Source organism: Ruegeria sp., from assembly GCF_965221235.1.
Lineage (GTDB): Bacteria > Pseudomonadota > Alphaproteobacteria > Rhodobacterales > Rhodobacteraceae > Ruegeria.
Genome location: NZ_CBDCRS010000004.1, coordinates 2,241,692 through 2,257,763, shown reverse-complemented (window position 1 = coordinate 2,257,763; position 16,072 = coordinate 2,241,692). Strand labels below are relative to the sequence as shown.

At 59.7% G+C, this 16,072-nt stretch carries 16 protein-coding genes; 8 read left to right on the top strand and 8 right to left on the bottom strand.

The annotated features are described in order from the left end of the window. Positions 1-46 precede the first annotated feature (46 nt). From ttcA to ACOQOY_RS14475, 8 genes are all read left to right on the top strand, one after another. The gene (gene ttcA / locus ACOQOY_RS14510) at positions 47-940 is read left to right on the top strand and encodes a tRNA 2-thiocytidine(32) synthetase TtcA (RefSeq protein WP_420586092.1); all 894 of its coding nucleotides are present in this window, start codon (positions 47-49) and stop codon (positions 938-940) included. Between the two features lie 71 nt (positions 941-1,011). After that, positions 1,012-2,553, top strand: a complete 1,542-nt coding sequence (locus tag ACOQOY_RS14505) for a putative bifunctional diguanylate cyclase/phosphodiesterase (protein ID WP_420586091.1) — start codon at positions 1,012-1,014, stop codon at positions 2,551-2,553. 123 nt (positions 2,554-2,676) lie between these two features. Then, the gene (gene yidC, locus ACOQOY_RS14500; protein WP_420586090.1) at positions 2,677-4,500 is read left to right on the top strand and encodes a membrane protein insertase YidC; all 1,824 of its coding nucleotides are present in this window, start codon (positions 2,677-2,679) and stop codon (positions 4,498-4,500) included. Continuing rightward, complete coding sequence (locus ACOQOY_RS14495) at positions 4,497-5,234, top strand: MOSC domain-containing protein (RefSeq protein ID WP_420586089.1); 738 nt, start codon at positions 4,497-4,499, stop codon at positions 5,232-5,234. The genes yidC and ACOQOY_RS14495 overlap by 4 nt, the downstream gene beginning before the upstream one ends. Beyond that, the gene (gene yihA, locus ACOQOY_RS14490) at positions 5,231-5,884 is read left to right on the top strand and encodes a ribosome biogenesis GTP-binding protein YihA/YsxC (RefSeq protein ID WP_420586088.1); all 654 of its coding nucleotides are present in this window, start codon (positions 5,231-5,233) and stop codon (positions 5,882-5,884) included. The genes ACOQOY_RS14495 and yihA overlap by 4 nt, the downstream gene beginning before the upstream one ends. A gap of 60 nt (positions 5,885-5,944) precedes the next feature. After that, the gene (gene argB, locus ACOQOY_RS14485; protein ID WP_420586087.1) at positions 5,945-6,808 is read left to right on the top strand and encodes an acetylglutamate kinase; all 864 of its coding nucleotides are present in this window, start codon (positions 5,945-5,947) and stop codon (positions 6,806-6,808) included. A 17-nt stretch (positions 6,809-6,825) separates the two neighbouring features. Beyond that, positions 6,826-7,503, top strand: a complete 678-nt coding sequence (locus ACOQOY_RS14480; protein ID WP_420586086.1) for a ferredoxin — start codon at positions 6,826-6,828, stop codon at positions 7,501-7,503. Beyond that, positions 7,500-7,997 (top strand): SixA phosphatase family protein, encoded by a 498-nt coding sequence (locus ACOQOY_RS14475; RefSeq protein ID WP_420586085.1) that lies wholly within the window; start codon positions 7,500-7,502, stop codon positions 7,995-7,997. The genes ACOQOY_RS14480 and ACOQOY_RS14475 overlap by 4 nt, the downstream gene beginning before the upstream one ends. A gap of 45 nt (positions 7,998-8,042) precedes the next feature. Here ACOQOY_RS14475 and ACOQOY_RS14470 read toward each other — a convergent pair whose 3' ends face one another. From ACOQOY_RS14470 to ACOQOY_RS14435, 8 genes are all read right to left on the bottom strand, one after another. Further along, the gene (locus ACOQOY_RS14470) at positions 8,043-8,834 is read right to left on the bottom strand and encodes an amino acid ABC transporter ATP-binding protein (RefSeq protein ID WP_420586084.1); all 792 of its coding nucleotides are present in this window, start codon (positions 8,832-8,834) and stop codon (positions 8,043-8,045) included. Between the two features lie 12 nt (positions 8,835-8,846). Next, on the bottom strand, positions 8,847-10,145 hold the full coding sequence (locus ACOQOY_RS14465) for an amino acid ABC transporter permease (protein WP_420586083.1): 1,299 nt from the start codon (positions 10,143-10,145) through the stop codon (positions 8,847-8,849). A gap of 3 nt (positions 10,146-10,148) precedes the next feature. Further along, positions 10,149-11,381 carry an amino acid ABC transporter permease gene (locus tag ACOQOY_RS14460; protein WP_420586082.1) on the bottom strand — a complete coding sequence of 411 codons (1,233 nt, stop codon included), beginning with the start codon at positions 11,379-11,381 and terminating at the stop codon, positions 10,149-10,151. 124 nt (positions 11,382-11,505) lie between these two features. Then, positions 11,506-12,525: an amino acid ABC transporter substrate-binding protein gene (locus tag ACOQOY_RS14455; protein WP_420586081.1), complete on the bottom strand. Its 1,020-nt coding sequence runs from the start codon at positions 12,523-12,525 to the stop codon at positions 11,506-11,508. 208 nt (positions 12,526-12,733) lie between these two features. Further along, a complete protein-coding gene (locus tag ACOQOY_RS14450; protein ID WP_420586080.1) occupies positions 12,734-13,441 on the bottom strand; it encodes an ATP12 family chaperone protein in 708 nt (235 codons plus the stop codon). Positions 13,442-13,445: 4 nt separating this feature from the next. Further along, positions 13,446-14,117 carry an HAD-IA family hydrolase gene (locus tag ACOQOY_RS14445; protein ID WP_420586079.1) on the bottom strand — a complete coding sequence of 224 codons (672 nt, stop codon included), beginning with the start codon at positions 14,115-14,117 and terminating at the stop codon, positions 13,446-13,448. Then, positions 14,114-15,157 carry an RluA family pseudouridine synthase gene (locus ACOQOY_RS14440; protein ID WP_420586078.1) on the bottom strand — a complete coding sequence of 348 codons (1,044 nt, stop codon included), beginning with the start codon at positions 15,155-15,157 and terminating at the stop codon, positions 14,114-14,116. Before ACOQOY_RS14440 ends, ACOQOY_RS14445 begins: the two co-directional genes overlap by 4 nt. Before the next feature lie 107 nt (positions 15,158-15,264). Continuing rightward, on the bottom strand, positions 15,265-16,071 hold the full coding sequence (locus tag ACOQOY_RS14435; protein WP_420586077.1) for a crotonase/enoyl-CoA hydratase family protein: 807 nt from the start codon (positions 16,069-16,071) through the stop codon (positions 15,265-15,267). Between the last annotated feature and the right edge of the window lies 1 nt (position 16,072).

Here is a 16,072-nt window from a genome sequence, read left to right as displayed (position 1 = left end):
CGGTCGGCATCTTGCCCGGTTACGCCAACTATTGTAGGGGCTGCGCATGTTTGACGAAGCTGACGATATCCACCCGCTCTTTGCTGGCGCACCCTCGACCACCGAGTTCAAGAAGCTGCGCAAACGCATCGTGCGCCAGACCCGTGAAGCTATTGAGCAATACGGGATGGTGGACCCGTCTGCCCATGACAAGGACGGCAAACCGCCCCGTTGGCTGGTCTGCCTATCGGGCGGCAAGGACTCCTATACCCTGCTCGCCGTTCTCTATGAACTGAAATGGCGCGGCCTGCTGCCGGTTGACCTGCTGGCCTGCAATCTGGATCAGGGTCAGCCCGGCTTTCCGGCGACCGTCCTGCCCGAATTTCTGGAACGGATGGGCGTGCCACACCGCATCGAATATCAGGACACCTATTCCGTCGTGATGGACAAGGTCCCGCAAGGCCGGACCTATTGCGCCCTGTGCTCGCGCCTGCGTCGCGGCAACCTTTATCGCATCGCGCGGGAAGAAGGCTGTTCCGCCGTTGTTCTAGGCCACCACCGGGACGATATCCTAGAGACCTTCTTTATGAACCTCTTCCACGGTGGACGGCTGGCGACCATGCCCCCGAAACTGGTGAACGAAGAGGGCGACTTGTTCGTTTTTCGTCCGCTGGCTCATGTGGCCGAGGCCGACTGTGAAAAGTTCGCCAACGCTATGAAGTACCCGATCATCCCCTGCGATCTGTGCGGCAGTCAGGACGGTTTGCAACGCCAGCAGGTAAAGCAGATTCTGGACCAATGGGAAAAGAACAGCCCCGGTCGTCGTCAGGTGATGTTCAGGGCGTTGACCAATGCGCGGCCATCTCACCTGCTGGACCCGAAACTGTTCGATTTTGCCAACCTCGCCCTAAACCCCGGCAAAAAAGACGAAAATTCGGATGAAATTCCGCAGTTGCGTTAACGTCTGACTCAGATTGGTTTTCTACGGTTGCCTAATACGTGTCCCGCCCACCGTAAAGGCCCGGAAAACCGATGTGGAAACATAAGAAATTAGATCGCGTTCTCGAAGCTGTCTCTCAGGGCCTCAGCGGCCCGGCTGCGCTGGCGTTCGTGCCAGCCATCAGTTTGGCGTCGTTCTGGCTGGGCGGGGAACGGGCGCTGGTGGTTGTCGCGCTCGGCCTGCCCCTCGCCTATATGGTAGCGGCCTCTGTTGATGCGCGAACCGGGCTGCGACGCAGCCGCCGCAACCCGTCTGGTCTGATGCCGATCGACAGCTTCGCCGCCGAGCTTGAGGGAATTTTTGACACCTCCGCAGCCAGCGGGACAGAATCCGCGTGCATTCTTGTTGCGCTGGATGAATTTTCTGAATTTCTCGACCTGCACGGCAATGCAGCGGGTGATCAGTTGGCGGATCAGTTCGCGCAACGTGTTCTCTCGGTCATTCGAACTCAGGACATCTCGACCCGGCTCGAGCAGAACAAGATTGCCATCGGCCTGCATCCGTCGCAGCATCTGGACCTTGAAGCCTGTATTCAGACCGCAGGGCGCATTCAAGCCGCCGTCGAAGACCCGTTTTCGCTGAACAACACGGGCGTTTACATGTCTTGCTCCATCGGGTTCAGCCTGCGGTCCAGCGTGCCCGAAACCCGCTACGAAGACTGGATCGACGCCGCAGCCGCCGCACTTGGCGAGGCACAGCGCAACGGGCCGTCGACAATCCGCGCGTTTTCCAGTGAAACACGTCGCCGCGCGCAGGTTCGGGCCAATCTGCGCAGAGAGTTCGAAGCAGCGCTGGACAACGGAGAGATCCGCCCGTGGTTCCAGCCACAAATCTCGACCGACACAGGGCGCGTGACCGGGTTCGAGGCGCTGGCCCGGTGGGAGCATCCGCAGAAAGGCGTTCTGGGGCCTCAGGTCTTCCTGCCATTTGCCGAACAGGCCGAATTGATGGAGAAGCTAGGTCAGGCGATGCGGCATCATGCGTTTGCAGCGATGCGAAACTGGGATCGTGCTGGCGTCGACATCCCCCGGATTGGCGTGAATTTTTCCTCCGACGAACTGCGCGATCCGTCTCTGATCGACCGCCTGAAATGGGAGCTGGACCAGAATGACCTCACCCCGGACCGGCTGGCGGTTGAAGTTCTGGAAACCGTGTTCTCACGGCGGCCCGACGATGTGATCACCCGAAACGTGACGGGCATGGCCAAACTGGGATGCGGCATTGACCTGGATGATTTTGGCACGGGTCACGCCTCGATTGCGGCGATCAAGCGGTTTGATGTCACGCGGATCAAGATCGACCGGTCCTTCGTTGCCAAGGCGGACCGCGATGCCAGCCAGCAGCAATTGGTCAGCGCCATTCTGACCATGGCCGAACGCCTGAATATCGAAACACTGGCTGAAGGCGTTGAAACGCAAGGTGAGCACGCGTTGATGGCGCAATTGGGGTGCAACCACGTTCAGGGTTTCGGCATTGGCAAGCCCATGCCGTTCGAGAAAACGCTGGACTGGATTACAGCGCATCGGAACAAGGTTAGCGGAGTCCCGAAGATCGGCCGTCAGACCGGCTCATAATTGCAGATTTACGCTAGAAACCCACGATACGTGACGAAATGACAGGCGATTCCACTTGACCTTTGGGCCTGCACTCTGTTGAACCCACCGGGTGTGTTTCCCTGCATAAGGTGGCTGTCCCCGATGGACGATCAGAACAAGAATCTCATCCTTGCAACCGCGCTCAGCTTTCTCGTGATCCTTGTTTGGTTCGTGCTGTTCCCGCCGCCAGAACAGACAACTGTTCCCAGCGAGGCCGAGATCGCCGCTGTCGACGGCAACGAGGTTCAGACGCCCAGCGCAGCAGGTACCGTAGGTGAGGCGACAACAGCCGCCGAAGAAACCCTGCCCGAAGAGCAGGCTCCGCGGGTTGAGATCAACACACCGCGCCTCAAAGGCAGCTTGTCGCTGTCCGGTGGCCGAATTGATGAGCTGTTCCTGAAGGACTACAAAGTCTCGATCGACGACGGCGCACCGATCGTCGAACTGCTGTACCCGGTTGGATCTGAATCGGCCTATTACGCGGTTTATGGGTGGGCGCCGGGCGCGGGTGTCAGCGGCACGGATGTCCCCGGCCCGAATACGCTCTGGTCGGTGGAAAGCGGGGAGTCGCTGGGTGTCGACACACCGATTACTCTGAAATGGGAAAACGACACCGGGCTGACATTCCGCCGTACAATCTCGGTTGATGAGAACTATATGTTCACGGTCACGCAGTCGGTGGAAAACAACTCGGCATCCGAGGTCGGAATGGCCCCTTATGGGCTGCTGGCCCGCCACGGCATCGGCGAGGATGGCGACCTGCCCGGTCTGAAGAACTTCTTCATCCTGCATGAAGGCGTGATCGGCATGGCCGACGGCACGCTGGCCGAAATCGACTATGGCGATGTCCGTGATTTCGACATCGACCCGAACGAACGCGCCCAGGCTGAGGTGTTTCAGGTCAAGCAGGACGGCTGGATCGGCTTTACCGACCATTACTGGATGACCACGCTGATCCCCGAGGCGGGCACTGCATTCAAAGCCGCTGCAAAATACGATGCCCGCCGCAAAATCTACCAGACTGAAACAGTACTGCCGACCCTGACCGTTGCCCCCGGTGCGACCGAAGAGGTCACGACGCAGCTGTTTGCCGGCGCCAAAGAATGGGGAACCATTCGCGAGTATCAATCCGAAGGCGTGCAGAAATTCATCGACAGCATCGACTGGGGCTGGTTCTTCTTCCTGACCAAGCCGATTTTCTGGTTGCTGCACAACATCAACGTGTTGATCGGCAATATGGGCTGGTCGATCATTGGCCTCACCCTGATCATCAAGGCGATCCTGCTGCCACTGGCGTTCAAATCCTATGTCTCGATGGCGAAGATGAAAGAACTCCAGCCGCAGATGGAGGCGTTGAAAGAGGCCGCCGGTGACGACCGCCAGAAGATGCAGCAAGGTATGATGGAGCTGTACAAGAAGGAAAAAGTAAACCCCGCCGCGGGCTGCCTGCCCATCCTGTTGCAGATCCCGATCTTCTTCTCGCTGTATAAGGTGATTTTCGTCACCATCGAACTGCGTCAGGCCCCTTGGTTCGGCCCGTTCCGCGACCTGAGCGCGCCGGACCCGACCTCGATCATGAACCTGTTCGGCCTGTTGCCCTGGGCTGGTCCGCAGCCGGAGAGCTTTATGGCGCTGATCTTCATCGGTATCCTGCCGCTGCTGCTGGGTATCTCGATGTGGCTGCAACAGAAACTGAATCCGGCACCAACTGATCCGACACAGGCAATGATCTTTGCATGGATGCCATGGGTGTTCATGTTCATGCTGGGCAGCTTTGCCAGCGGGCTGGTGGTCTACTGGATTGCAAACAACACGATCACCTTCGCGCAGCAATATCTGATCATGCGCAGCCAGGGATATAAGCCGGACGTGTTCGGCAACATCAAATCCGGCTTTAAGCGAACGCCGAAAACGGATGATAAATGACAGCTGAAGTAACCCAGCTTTGGCGGCATCCGATCAAAAGCCATGGTCGTGAAGCCGTCCAGACCGTAACCGTGAACCCCGGGCAGACCATGCCCGGGGATCGCGTTTGGGCGGTTGCGCATGAGGCGTCCGAGGCGGACGGTTCTGCTTGGGTTCCTTGCGCCAATTTCAGCCGCGGCGCCAAGGCACCTCAGTTGATGGCAATTTCTGCGCGCACGGACGGTGACAAGCTGACACTGTCCCATCCGGACCGCCCGGACCTGAGCTTTGCGCCGGATAGCGGGCAAGACGCGTTTCTGGATTGGGTCAAACCACTGATGCCAACGGACCGGGCCGCATCAGCCCGAATTGTCCGTGTGCCCGGGCGCGGAATGACCGACAGCGACTACCCGTCGATCAGTCTGTGCAACATGGCCTCGCACCGCGCGGTCGGGCAGAAGCTCGGGCAAGAGCTTTCTCCTGCGCGCTGGCGCGGCAATATCTGGTTCGACGGTGCGCCGCTGTGGGAAGAGTTCGACTGGCTGGGCCGCGATGTTAAGATCGGCGAAGCTGTCTTTCATATCCGCGAACCCATCACCCGCTGCCTGGCGACAACGGCCAACCCTGAAACCGGCAAGCGCGATGCAGATACACTGGCCGCGCTGGAAACCTGGGGCCATCAGGAATTCGGTGTCTATGCCGAGGTGATCACAGGTGGCGCAATCTCGGTTGGTGATAAGGTAGAGCTGTTATGACCCCCCTTCCCTTCCCGCTGGCCGAAGACCCCGACGCGTTCGCGCTGGAGCGTGGCCGCAAACTGTTTGCAGGTGAATCTGAGTTCGTCAAAGGTGCGGTCGCCATGAACGGCCTGCCCGCACCTGATCGGCTTGAGGTATGCTTTGCCGGTCGGTCCAACGTGGGCAAATCCAGCCTGATCAACGCGCTGACCGGCACCAAGGGACTGGCGCGCGCATCGAACACGCCGGGTCGCACGCAAGAAATCAACTTTTTCACGCAAGGCCCTGAACTCTACCTGGTCGACCTGCCGGGCTATGGCTATGCCAATGCGCCGGTGAAAGTTGTGGAAAAGTGGCAGCGGCTGCTGAAACAGTACCTGAGCGGACGCCAGACATTGCGTCGGGCCTTTGTTCTGATCGACTCGCGCCACGGGGTGAAACCGGTCGATGCCGAGATCATGAAGTTGCTCGACACCAGCGCGGTGACGTTTCAATGCGTGATGACCAAAGCTGACAAGGTCAAAGCCAAAGATCGTGAAAAGGTGCTGGAGCAAGTGCGCGGCGCGTTGTCGAAACACCCGGCGGCCTACCCCGAGATCGTGTTGACCTCGTCAGAAAAGGGCGACGGGGTGCCGACGCTGCGCTCGATCATTGCGCATCTTGAATAGCTTCACCCTTGGCACCATCCCCTAAAGGCCCTAACACGGGTTCCAGAGGGATAAGCAGCCATGAAGACACGAGATATGAACCGGGACTGGATCGCCACCGCCGCCACCTTGAACAGCGCTCTGCCGTATTTGCAACGCTATGACGGGGCCATCGTCGTTATCAAACTGGGCGGCCACGCCATGGGCAGCGACGAAGCGATGGAGAGCTTTGCGCGCGACGTCGTTCTGATGCGTCAGGTCGGCGTGAACCCGGTGATCGTGCATGGTGGCGGGCCAATGATCAACGCGATGCTGGATCAACTGGACATCCAATCCGAGTTTGTGAACGGCAAGCGCGTAACCGACAAGGCCACCGTCGAAGTGGTTGAGATGGTCCTGTCCGGCCTCGTGAACAAGCGCATCGTTCAGGCGATCAACGGTCAGGGCGGGACAGCTGTAGGTCTGTCAGGCAAGGACGCCAATCTGATTATCTGCGATCAGGCGGATCCGTCGCTGGGTTTCGTTGGCTCTCCGTCCGAAATGGACCCCGCGATCCTGCACAACCTGTTCTCTCACGATGTGATCCCGGTGATTGCGCCGCTGGGCGCAGGCAAGAACGGCGAGACCTTCAACATCAATGGCGACACAGCAGCCGGAGCCATCGCGTCTGCGCTCAAGGCAGACCGGCTACTGCTGCTGACAGATGTCTCGGGCGTGAAGAACGCGGGGGGTGAGGTTGTGACTGAGCTGAAGGCCGGTCAGATCCGCGAGATGACGATGGACGGCACCATAGCAGGTGGCATGATCCCCAAAACCGAAACCGCACTGGACGCGCTGCACAGCGGCGTGCGGGCGGTGGTCATTCTGGACGGGCGCGCGCCAAATGCGGTGCTGTTGGAGCTGTTCACCGAACACGGTGCTGGCTCGCTGATCCGGCCGGACTGACACACAGCGGAGGAGACATGACCAAACAGCCATCCCCCTCCTCAGCAGACCATTATGACCGCGTGGAGAGTGCGATCCGGCAAGCCGGTCTGATCGTCATGGGCGCGCTGCATCCGCGCCTGACAGGCGCAAAGCAGCTGGATGGTGGCACTCTGATCCTGTTGGGCGCAGGTCCGGATTTCTGGCCAATGCTGAAAGCCGCACCCGAATGGTCCGGCGACCATCCAGTAGATCGTTGGTCAACCCGTGTGATCGGGCAGATGGCGCGTGATCTGGGGGCTGAGGCGCATTTCCCGTTCGGAGGCCCACCTTACGCGCCTTTCATTGACTGGGCGCTGAAATCCGGTCGCACTTTCAGCAGCCCGGTCGGCGCGCTGGTGCATGATAGCGTCGGCATGATGATCTCGTACCGCGGCGCGCTACATTTCTACGATGAATTCGACATCCCCGAAGTATCGGGCGTCTCTCCGTGCACGACATGTCCGGCCCCATGCACCCAAACCTGCCCGGTCGGTGCGCTGAACAGCGACAGCTTCTATGATGTCGAAGCCTGCCACGGCCATCTCTCGACCCCCGAAGGGCAAACCTGCATGACCGGAGGCTGTCTGGCACGCCTGTCCTGCCCGCTCAGCGCGGGTGCAGGTCGCGACCCGGAGCAATCCGCCCATCATATGAGAGCCTTCCACCCGTCATGACCCGCACCCTGATCCTGACCCGCCACGCAAAATCCAGTTGGGATGATCCAGCGATTGACGATCACGACCGCCCACTGAACAAGCGCGGGCGCAAGTCGGCCCCTGCGATTGCCGGATGGCTGCGCGAAAATGGATGGCTGCCGGATGAGGTGCTGAGTTCGACCTCGGCCCGCACCCGTGAAACTTGGGACCGGATGGGTCTGGACGCCAACAAGGTCTGCTTTCACCGCAGCCTTTATCACGCAGACTCTGAGGCGATGCTGGCAGAGCTGTCAGGGGCCACGGAACCTACAGTGCTTATGTTGGGCCACAACCCCGGTATTGCCGCCTTTGCCAGCCGTATCGTGCGGCGAAAGCCCAACCACCCGCGGTTCTATGACTATCCGACCTGTGCGACGACAGTGATGCGATTTGATATCGACGATTGGGCCGATATCCGGTGGCGCAGCGGGCAAGTGCTGGGCTTCACTATCCCACGCGAGTTGCTGGAATGAAAAAAGGCGGGGCAAGACCCCGCCTTTTCTTTGAATTTGCTTGGTTCAGTGCCCCAGAATCTGGCTCAGGAACAGCTTGGTCCGTTCGCTCTGCGGGTTGTTGAAGAACTCTTCCGGTTCGTTCTGTTCCACGATCTGGCCGGCATCCATGAAAATCACGCGGTTGGCGACCTGACGGGCAAAGCCCATCTCGTGGGTCACGCACAGCATGGTCATGCCTTCTTCGGCCAGCTCGATCATGGTGTCGAGCACCTCTTTAATCATCTCGGGGTCCAGCGCCGATGTCGGTTCATCGAACAACATGATCCGCGGCATCATGCAGAGCGAGCGGGCAATCGCCACACGCTGCTGCTGACCACCGGACAGCTGGCCGGGGTACTTCAGCGCCTGATCCGGGATTTTCACCTTTTCCAGGAAATGCATAGCGCGCTCTTCGGCCTCTTTCTTGGGCGTCTTGCGCACCCAGATCGGGGCCAGCGTGCAGTTCTCCAGAATGGTCAGATGCGGGAACAGGTTGAAGTGCTGGAACACCATACCGACCTCGGACCGGATTTTGTCGATGTTCTTGAGGTCATTCGACAGCTCGGTCCCGTCCACAACGATCGTGCCCTGCTGATGTTCCTCCAGCGCGTTCAGGCAGCGGATCAGGGTGGACTTACCGGAACCTGACGGCCCCGCGATAACAATCCGCTCGCCCTGATTGACGGTCAGATTGATGTCGCGCAGCACGTGGAACGACCCGTACCACTTGTTCATGCTGTTGATTTCGATGGCGACCTCGTCGCTCACCTGCATTTTGGTGCGGTCGATTTCGCGGTCAATTGCAAGTTCAGACATACGTTGAACTCCTTAACGATGATCCGTGGCAAGGCGACGCTCGAGCCACTGGGAATATTGAGAGATGCCGTAACAGACGACGAAGAACAGAAGCGCGGCAAAGCCCAGAAGTTCCCAATAGACGCCGTTCCATTCGGTCGACGCCAGGATGGGACCCCGGATCATGCCCACCAGATCGAACATCGAGATGACCGAAACCAGTGTGGTGTCCTTGAACAGGCCCACGGCCACGTTCACGATACCGGGGATCGAGATCTTCAGAGCCTGCGGCAGGATGATCAGACGCATTGCCTGCGGGTAGTCCAAGCCAAGACTGTCTGCTGCTTCGTACTGTCCACGTGGAAGCGCTGCCAGACCGCCGCGGATCACCTCGGCGATATAGGCGGCTGAGAACATGGTAATCATGATCACAACACGCAGGAAGAGGTCGACCGTGCTGTCAGGCGGGAAGAAGTAGGACAACATCACCGAAGCCACAAACAGCAGCGTGATCAAAGGCACGCCACGAATGAATTCGATGAAGATGACACAGACCCACTTGATCAGCGGCATGTTCGACTGACGACCCAGCGCAAGGGCAATCCCCAGCGGAACCGACAGCGACACACAGGTCACGCCCAGCATCATGTTCAGCATGAAGCCACCCAGATCACGGCTGGGAACAGCCGTCAGCCAAGCGTTCTCGGACGCGCCCTCAGGGATCAGCGCTCCGCCCACATTCCAGACGACCAGAGCAGCCACGATGGCCCCGAAGAACCCGGCAGCAAAGCTGTTATTGCCCAGTTTCTGGAACACCGCGCCAGCAGCGATACAGCCAACCAGTGCAACCAGAGGCACCAGGATTGTACCGCCCCAAATCAGCCAGAAGGCCACAAACGGGTAGAGCGCGGTGAAGATCAGCAGCTTACGCGGCAGATCGAAGAACAGCACCGGCGCAATGGCCACCAGCATCAGCACAAAGGCCAGATTCGGGCGCCAATAAGCATCGGTGGGGTATTTGAACCCATAGATCAGCTGTGGCCAACGTTCAGTCAGAACCGCGAAACACGCGCCGGTCTTACCGGCCAGAATCTCGCGGCATTCAGCCAGCGAATTGGCATTCCACACACCGTTCAGAATCCACGGCATCGTGTTCTTAAGAAGCACGTAGATCAGCAGCAGCGACAGAATCGTCAGGATCGTGTTGGTCACGCCCGAGAACAGGTTCTCGCGCAACCATTTGACCACCCCGACTTCGTTCGCTGGTGGCGGTGAGGGCGGGATTGTGCCTTCGGCCACAAAGGCGATCGGGTTTGTTGTTTGATCACTCATGGCTCAGCGCTCCTTCAACTTAACGGAGGCGTTGTAGATGTTCATCCCCATCGAAATCAGCAGCGAGGCTGTGAGGTAGAACAACATCAGCAACAGAACACATTCGATCGCGCGACCAGTTTGGTTCAGTGTGATACCACCGAGGGTCGCGGTGATATCCGCATAGCCCACGGCAATCGCCAGCGACGAGTTTTTGGTGATGTTCAGATACTGCGAGATCAGCGGCGGGATGATGACCCGAAGCGCCTGCGGCAGGATCACAAGGTTCATGATCCGTCCCTGACGCAGGCCCAGCGCGGCTGCAGCCTCGGTCTGACCTTTGCTGATCGCCTGAATACCGGCCCGCACGTTTTCTGCGATGAAGGCGCCTGTATAGATCGACAGCGCAAACCAAAGCGCGATCAGCGGACCGCCGACCTTGATACCACCGCTAAAGTTAAAGCCCTTCAGCGCAGGAACGTCCCAGGTCAGCCCCATAAGAACCATCAGGATTGCAAAGGGCACCAGCCAAACGGCGAGTTTCAGCAACAGGGTTTTCGGTTTTTCACCGGTCATTTCCTGCTTCAGCGTCGCGCGCTTTTCGATTTCGCGTGACACGAACCACGATCCCACCAGAACCGCCAGAACCAAAACCCAATTCAGGATCGTGGCGCTGAACAGCCCGTTGGCGAATTCAGGACGCGGGATATAGACGCCGCGGTTGGTGAAAGCGAACAGGTCCAGCACCATGCTCGACGTTGGGTTTTCCCCCCGGAAGGCGCGCGGCCCCGGCAACACGGCGGTCATGATCGTGAAGATGATGATGATCCAGATCAGAACCGGAATGTTCCGGAAGATCTCGACGTAGATCGCCATCAGTTTCGACACCAGCCAGTTGTTCGACAGGCGCAGAACGCCCGCGATCACGCCAAAGATCGTGGCGGTGATACAGGCTAGAAACGCCACCAGCAGCGTGTTCAGCAGACCGACCACAGCCGCCCGTCCGTGCGAGGACTGGCTGTCGTATTCGATCAAGCGCTGGTTGATGTCATACCCGGCGGAGTCGCCGAGGAATGTGTAGGAAATATTGAGCCCTGCGGCCCTGAGGTTCTGGATCAGGTTGTTGCCAAGATACCAGATGGAAAGCGCAATAACGATGGCCGCGATCACCTGAAACGTCAGTGAGCGATAGCGGGTATCGTTTATGAGCATCGACAACCGAAAATCAGCTTTCGGCGGGTCTGTCATAGTCGACATATTTTGGGATCCCCGTGCTTTTCGAGTGCTTCATGTCCGGCGAGGTATTCCCCGCTCTTGAGCGACCCGTAGCATTCTGATTAGAAAAAGGGCGCAGGTTGCCCTGCGCCCTTTTCCGTGGATTTTAGCGGAACGGCGGCGAGTACAGCAGGCCGCCTTCGGTCCACTGTGCGTTCAGGCCGCGTGCCAGACCGATCGGGGTTTCTTCACCGATGTTCTTGGCAAACACTTCACCATAGTTACCACCGGCTTTGATCGCCTTGGCCGCCCAGTCAGCGTCCAGACCCAGCATCTCACCCAGAGTACCTTCGGTACCCAGCAGGCGGTTCACTTCCGGGTTGTCGCCCGCGCCACCCGACAGTTCGTCGATATTGGCCGAAGTAACGCCCAGCTCTTCAGCCGAGATCAACGCGTTCAGGGTCCAGCGGACAACATCGCCCCACTCGTGATCACCGTGACGGACCAGCGGGCCCAGCGGCTCTTTCGAGATGATTTCGGGCAGCAGGACGTGATCACCGGGGTTTTCGAACGTGGCGCGGGTTGCGGCCAGGCCCGAAGCGTCGGTGGTGTAAACGTCACATGCGCCAGCCAGATACTGCTGCTGCGCCTCGGCGTTGGTTTCGATCGGAACCGGCTCATAGCTGATGTTGTTCGAGCGGAAGAAGTCCGCCAGGTTCAGCTCGGTGGTGGTCCCGGTCTGGATGCAGACGGTTGCGCCGTCCAGTTCCTTGGCCGAGCTTACGCCCAGTGCCTTGGGAACCATAAAGCCCTGACCATCATAGTAGTTGACACCCACAAACTCGAACTTCAGGTCCACGTCGCGGCTGAAGGTCCAGGTGGTGTTGCGGGCCAGCATGTCGATTTCGCCGGAGGCCAGCGCGGTGAAACGTGTTTTGCCGGTGGTCGGCACGAATTCAACAGCGTTTGCATCGCCCAGTACGGCGGCCGCGACAGCGCGGCACAGCGAGACGTCAAAGCCCTGCCATTCGCCATTTGCATCGGGTGCAGCAAAGCCAACCAGACCGGTGGTTACACCGCAGTTCAGCTTACCGCGCGCCTTGACGTCATCCACTGTACCTGCCGCGGCAGCCCCAGCAGCCAGACCGGCAACGGTTGCCACGCCCAAGATTACGGATTTTTTCATTTTTACCTCTTCCTGATTTTCCGTCCCGCTCCTGGGACGGCTCTGTCCGGCACCTTTGGCACCGGAAAGGTTACTCCAAAGGTGTCTCCCCTTTAGTGCGCACGAGTTTGGGCGCATTCATAAACAAACGTCAAGGGTCGGATCAGCGAAATCGATACGTCAATCCTGAGATGACTCGCCCAGGCCGGAAAAAATAGGCTGTGAGAGCTCAAATCGAGATGTCAAAGAACCGCTTTGCGTGCAAAAATGCTGCTTTTTTGGTTTCCGCGACAGCGTGCGCCTCGTCATCATGGCCCCATTGCTCGATCTGCCAATTCTCATCGAGGCGGGACATCTCCCAGATATCTTCCGCTTTGCGCCAGCCCTGAGCCGCCGCAAACCCCAGAACCAGCGAGCCCGACAGGCTGACGAGATCATGAAAAGCCGCGAGCTGAAAGTCGTTTAGCTGATGCACACGCTGTCTGAGCGTACTCAGCGCGGCCTCGGACTGGGCCTGGTGCAAAACACCCGCCACGGGCAACAGTCGCGCCGAAAGCGCCTCGGCCGCCCAATCCAATGCCGGGTTCCAATGTTCGGCCTGACGCTCCTGCAACTCCTGCGGGTGTGACGCGCGATAGCACAACAGGTCCGAATCGCCGTAGTCGGCCAGCATGTCCGCAACCTCGGCGTGTTGGTGATGTACCTTGTCGATGGCTGCGTTGGCCGACCGGGTAAATGGCATCGAGGTCGGATCGACCACTTTTTCCTGTGCATCCCATTCGGCGGCGACCTCTGTGGCCATGGCGCGTGTGGGCAGGATCAGGCCCGCCTTGGCCGGAGTTTTGACACGGCGACCATCAAGTTCGACGGTATAGCCACCCTCGGCTTCGACCACCGCACTCTCGGTCCAGAATCGTTTGGGTTTCCAGTCGCTCATGTTCTCAGGTCCAGATTTCTTCCAGCGCGCTTGGCAACTGGTCAAAGGTTTCGATAACGCGGGTCGCGCCGTCCAGCGCGGGCCGGTCGTGATAGCCCCAGGTCACACCTATACCCGGCACCCCTGCGGCGCGGGCCATGTCCATATCGAACTTTGTGTCGCCAATCATGACCGTATTGGCTGCCGCGACCCCAGTTTCGCTGCGCGCCGTGTCGATCATCGACGGGTGTGGCTTTGACGGGTGGTGATCCGCGACCTGCCGGGTGACGAAGTAACGGCCAAGCCCGTGCGCCTCGATCAACGCGTCCAGACCGCGCTGGGATTTCCCGGTCGCCACGCCCAGCAGCACCTCTGGCACCGCATGCAGCGCCTCAATCGCATCCAGCGCGCCGGGATAAAGCGGCGCGCTGGCGGCACCCTGCTCAAGACGATGCGCGTGATAAGCTTGCTTGTAGCCCTCGACCAGGTTGTGCTGAACAGCCTCCGACTGATCCGACGCCAACCGCGCCATGGCAACCGGCAAAGAGAGGCCCACAATGGACAGTATCGCCTCGCGATTCGGCACCGGAAGGGTCAGAGCCTCAAAACTCGCCGTCATCGCGGCTACGATGCTGCCCTGACTGTCCACCAAGGTACCATCCACATCAAACAACACCAAACGCAGCGGTGCGCTCATTGCAAAGACTCGAACGGGTCGTCAGAGGCCAGATCTTCGGTCCAACCGAACGTGTCCCAGCTGTGCTTCATATGATCCGGCAGCGGCGCGGTGACGGTGATGGTCTTGCGGGTCACGGGATGCTGGAACGTCGCCTGCCGGGCATGCAGGTGCAGTTTCTTGCTGATGATCCCACCCAACTGCGCGCCCCAGCCATCGCCCAGGTTTTCCTGCCCAGAACCGCCGTATTTGCCGTCGCCGATGATCGGATGCCCAATCGCAGCCATATGCGCCCTCAGCTGATGGGTTCGGCCGGTGATCGGCTCCATTGCGACCCATGCGGCGCGCCCGGCAACGCGATACAGCGTAGCGTACAGCGTATGCGCCCGTTTCGCGCCCGGCGTATCGTTAACCTCGTTCATATGGACGGCGATCATCTTTTCGCCTTCGCCCTGCGCGCCGTGGCCGGATGCCTTGACCAGCCCGGTCTTGATCTCACCCAGATAGGGGGTCGGCACGCCGGCCACCAAGGCCCAATAAATCTTGCGGGTATCACGATGACGGAATGCCGCGGTCAGGCTCTTGGCAGCCTCACGGGTGCGCGCCAGCAGAAGAACTCCGGATGTGTCCTTGTCCAACCGATGCACAAGGCGCGGGTTTTCGTCATAACCAAACCGCAGCGCCTCGGACAGGCTGTCCACATGACGGGTCTGGCCGCTGCCGCCCTGCACCGGCAATCCGTGCGGCTTGTTCAGTACCAGCACGTGATCGTCGCGATAGATCACGCAGGACTGGATCATCTTGGCGTCTGCGTCCGAGATACGGCGCTTGACCTCGGCAGGTTTGTGATCGGCATCCGGCAGAGGCGGCACGCGCACCACCTGACCAGCCTCAAGCCGGGTCGAGGCCTTCACCCGGCCACCTTCAACCCGCAGCTCGCCCTTGCGGCACATCTTTTCGATGCGACCCTGACTGACATGCGGGAACAGACGGCGCAGCCACCGGTCAATCCGCTGGTCGCCGTCACCCTCTGCCACGGTGATCATCTGTACGCCGCTCATGCCGATACCCCTTGCGTCGCGCGGAATACCCGCGCGGTAAAACCGTCTGTACGTGCCTTAGAAAACATGCGCGTCTGTGGCGTGCAAAGGGGCAAGAGTCAAGGTGGTCAGATGTTCGAGAAATCCCCATGCCGCCCTGCCCCGTCACGGAACCGGCCCGCACCGGCGGTGCCTTCACGGCGGATCGCTTCCAACCCATTGGCCCATTCGACCTTGAGCGCATCCCGCACCGGCATCCCGCGTGTTTCGATGATCGAGCGGCGGTCAGCGCGTACAGCCTCTTGCGGGAAGCGGGCGATCTCATGCGCCATCGCCTCAGCCGCCGCGCGGGCCTCACCATGGGGCACGATCTTTTCGGCCAGACCGATGCGATAGCATTCCTCGGCTTCGACCTTGCGCCCGGTCAGCGCGATCTCCAGCGCCTTCCCCTGCCCGACGAGACGCGGCAACCGGATCGAGCCGCCATCCATCAGCGTGATCCCCCAACGACGACAATAAACGCCCAGATAAGCGGTCTCAGCCATCACCCGGATATCGCACCACAGGGCAAGCTCCATACCGCCCGCCACTGCGGCCCCTTCCACGGCACCAATCACCGGCTTGGACAGCTCCAGACGCGACGGCCCCATTGGTCCAAGGGTCGAGGGCGCCGAGCCGATGGGAAAGCTGTGTTTCTCGAAGTACGCCTCACCCAATTTTGGGTCTGCGAGCGTAGCTGCGAGTTTCAGGTCCCATCCCGCACAGAAATTCCCGCCTTTGCCCCAAAACACAGCCACTTTGGCCGGGCTGTCCTCAAACTCCAGAAACGCATCCACCAGCGCCTCGGCATGGTTTGTGTCCACGGCATTGCGCGCATCCGGGCGGTCGTGAACGATGGTCCAGACGTCGTCAGTTTTCTCGATGGAAACGGTCATG

Coding starts and splice junctions, on each gene's coding strand:
- ACOQOY_RS14435 (WP_420586077.1), bottom strand. CDS start 16,071: ATGACCGTTTCCATCGAGAAAACTGACGACGTCTGGACCATCGTTCAC.
- yihA (WP_420586088.1), top strand. CDS start 5,231: ATGACCCCCCTTCCCTTCCCGCTGGCCGAAGACCCCGACGCGTTCGCG.
- ttcA (WP_420586092.1), top strand. CDS start 47: ATGTTTGACGAAGCTGACGATATCCACCCGCTCTTTGCTGGCGCACCC.
- ACOQOY_RS14505 (WP_420586091.1), top strand. CDS start 1,012: ATGTGGAAACATAAGAAATTAGATCGCGTTCTCGAAGCTGTCTCTCAG.
- ACOQOY_RS14465 (WP_420586083.1), bottom strand. CDS start 10,145: ATGAGTGATCAAACAACAAACCCGATCGCCTTTGTGGCCGAAGGCACA.
- ACOQOY_RS14470 (WP_420586084.1), bottom strand. CDS start 8,834: ATGTCTGAACTTGCAATTGACCGCGAAATCGACCGCACCAAAATGCAG.
- ACOQOY_RS14450 (WP_420586080.1), bottom strand. CDS start 13,441: ATGAGCGACTGGAAACCCAAACGATTCTGGACCGAGAGTGCGGTGGTC.
- ACOQOY_RS14455 (WP_420586081.1), bottom strand. CDS start 12,525: ATGAAAAAATCCGTAATCTTGGGCGTGGCAACCGTTGCCGGTCTGGCT.
- ACOQOY_RS14440 (WP_420586078.1), bottom strand. CDS start 15,157: ATGAGCGGCGTACAGATGATCACCGTGGCAGAGGGTGACGGCGACCAG.
- ACOQOY_RS14495 (WP_420586089.1), top strand. CDS start 4,497: ATGACAGCTGAAGTAACCCAGCTTTGGCGGCATCCGATCAAAAGCCAT.
- ACOQOY_RS14445 (WP_420586079.1), bottom strand. CDS start 14,117: ATGAGCGCACCGCTGCGTTTGGTGTTGTTTGATGTGGATGGTACCTTG.
- ACOQOY_RS14480 (WP_420586086.1), top strand. CDS start 6,826: ATGACCAAACAGCCATCCCCCTCCTCAGCAGACCATTATGACCGCGTG.
- yidC (WP_420586090.1), top strand. CDS start 2,677: ATGGACGATCAGAACAAGAATCTCATCCTTGCAACCGCGCTCAGCTTT.
- ACOQOY_RS14475 (WP_420586085.1), top strand. CDS start 7,500: ATGACCCGCACCCTGATCCTGACCCGCCACGCAAAATCCAGTTGGGAT.
- ACOQOY_RS14460 (WP_420586082.1), bottom strand. CDS start 11,381: ATGTCGACTATGACAGACCCGCCGAAAGCTGATTTTCGGTTGTCGATG.
- argB (WP_420586087.1), top strand. CDS start 5,945: ATGAAGACACGAGATATGAACCGGGACTGGATCGCCACCGCCGCCACC.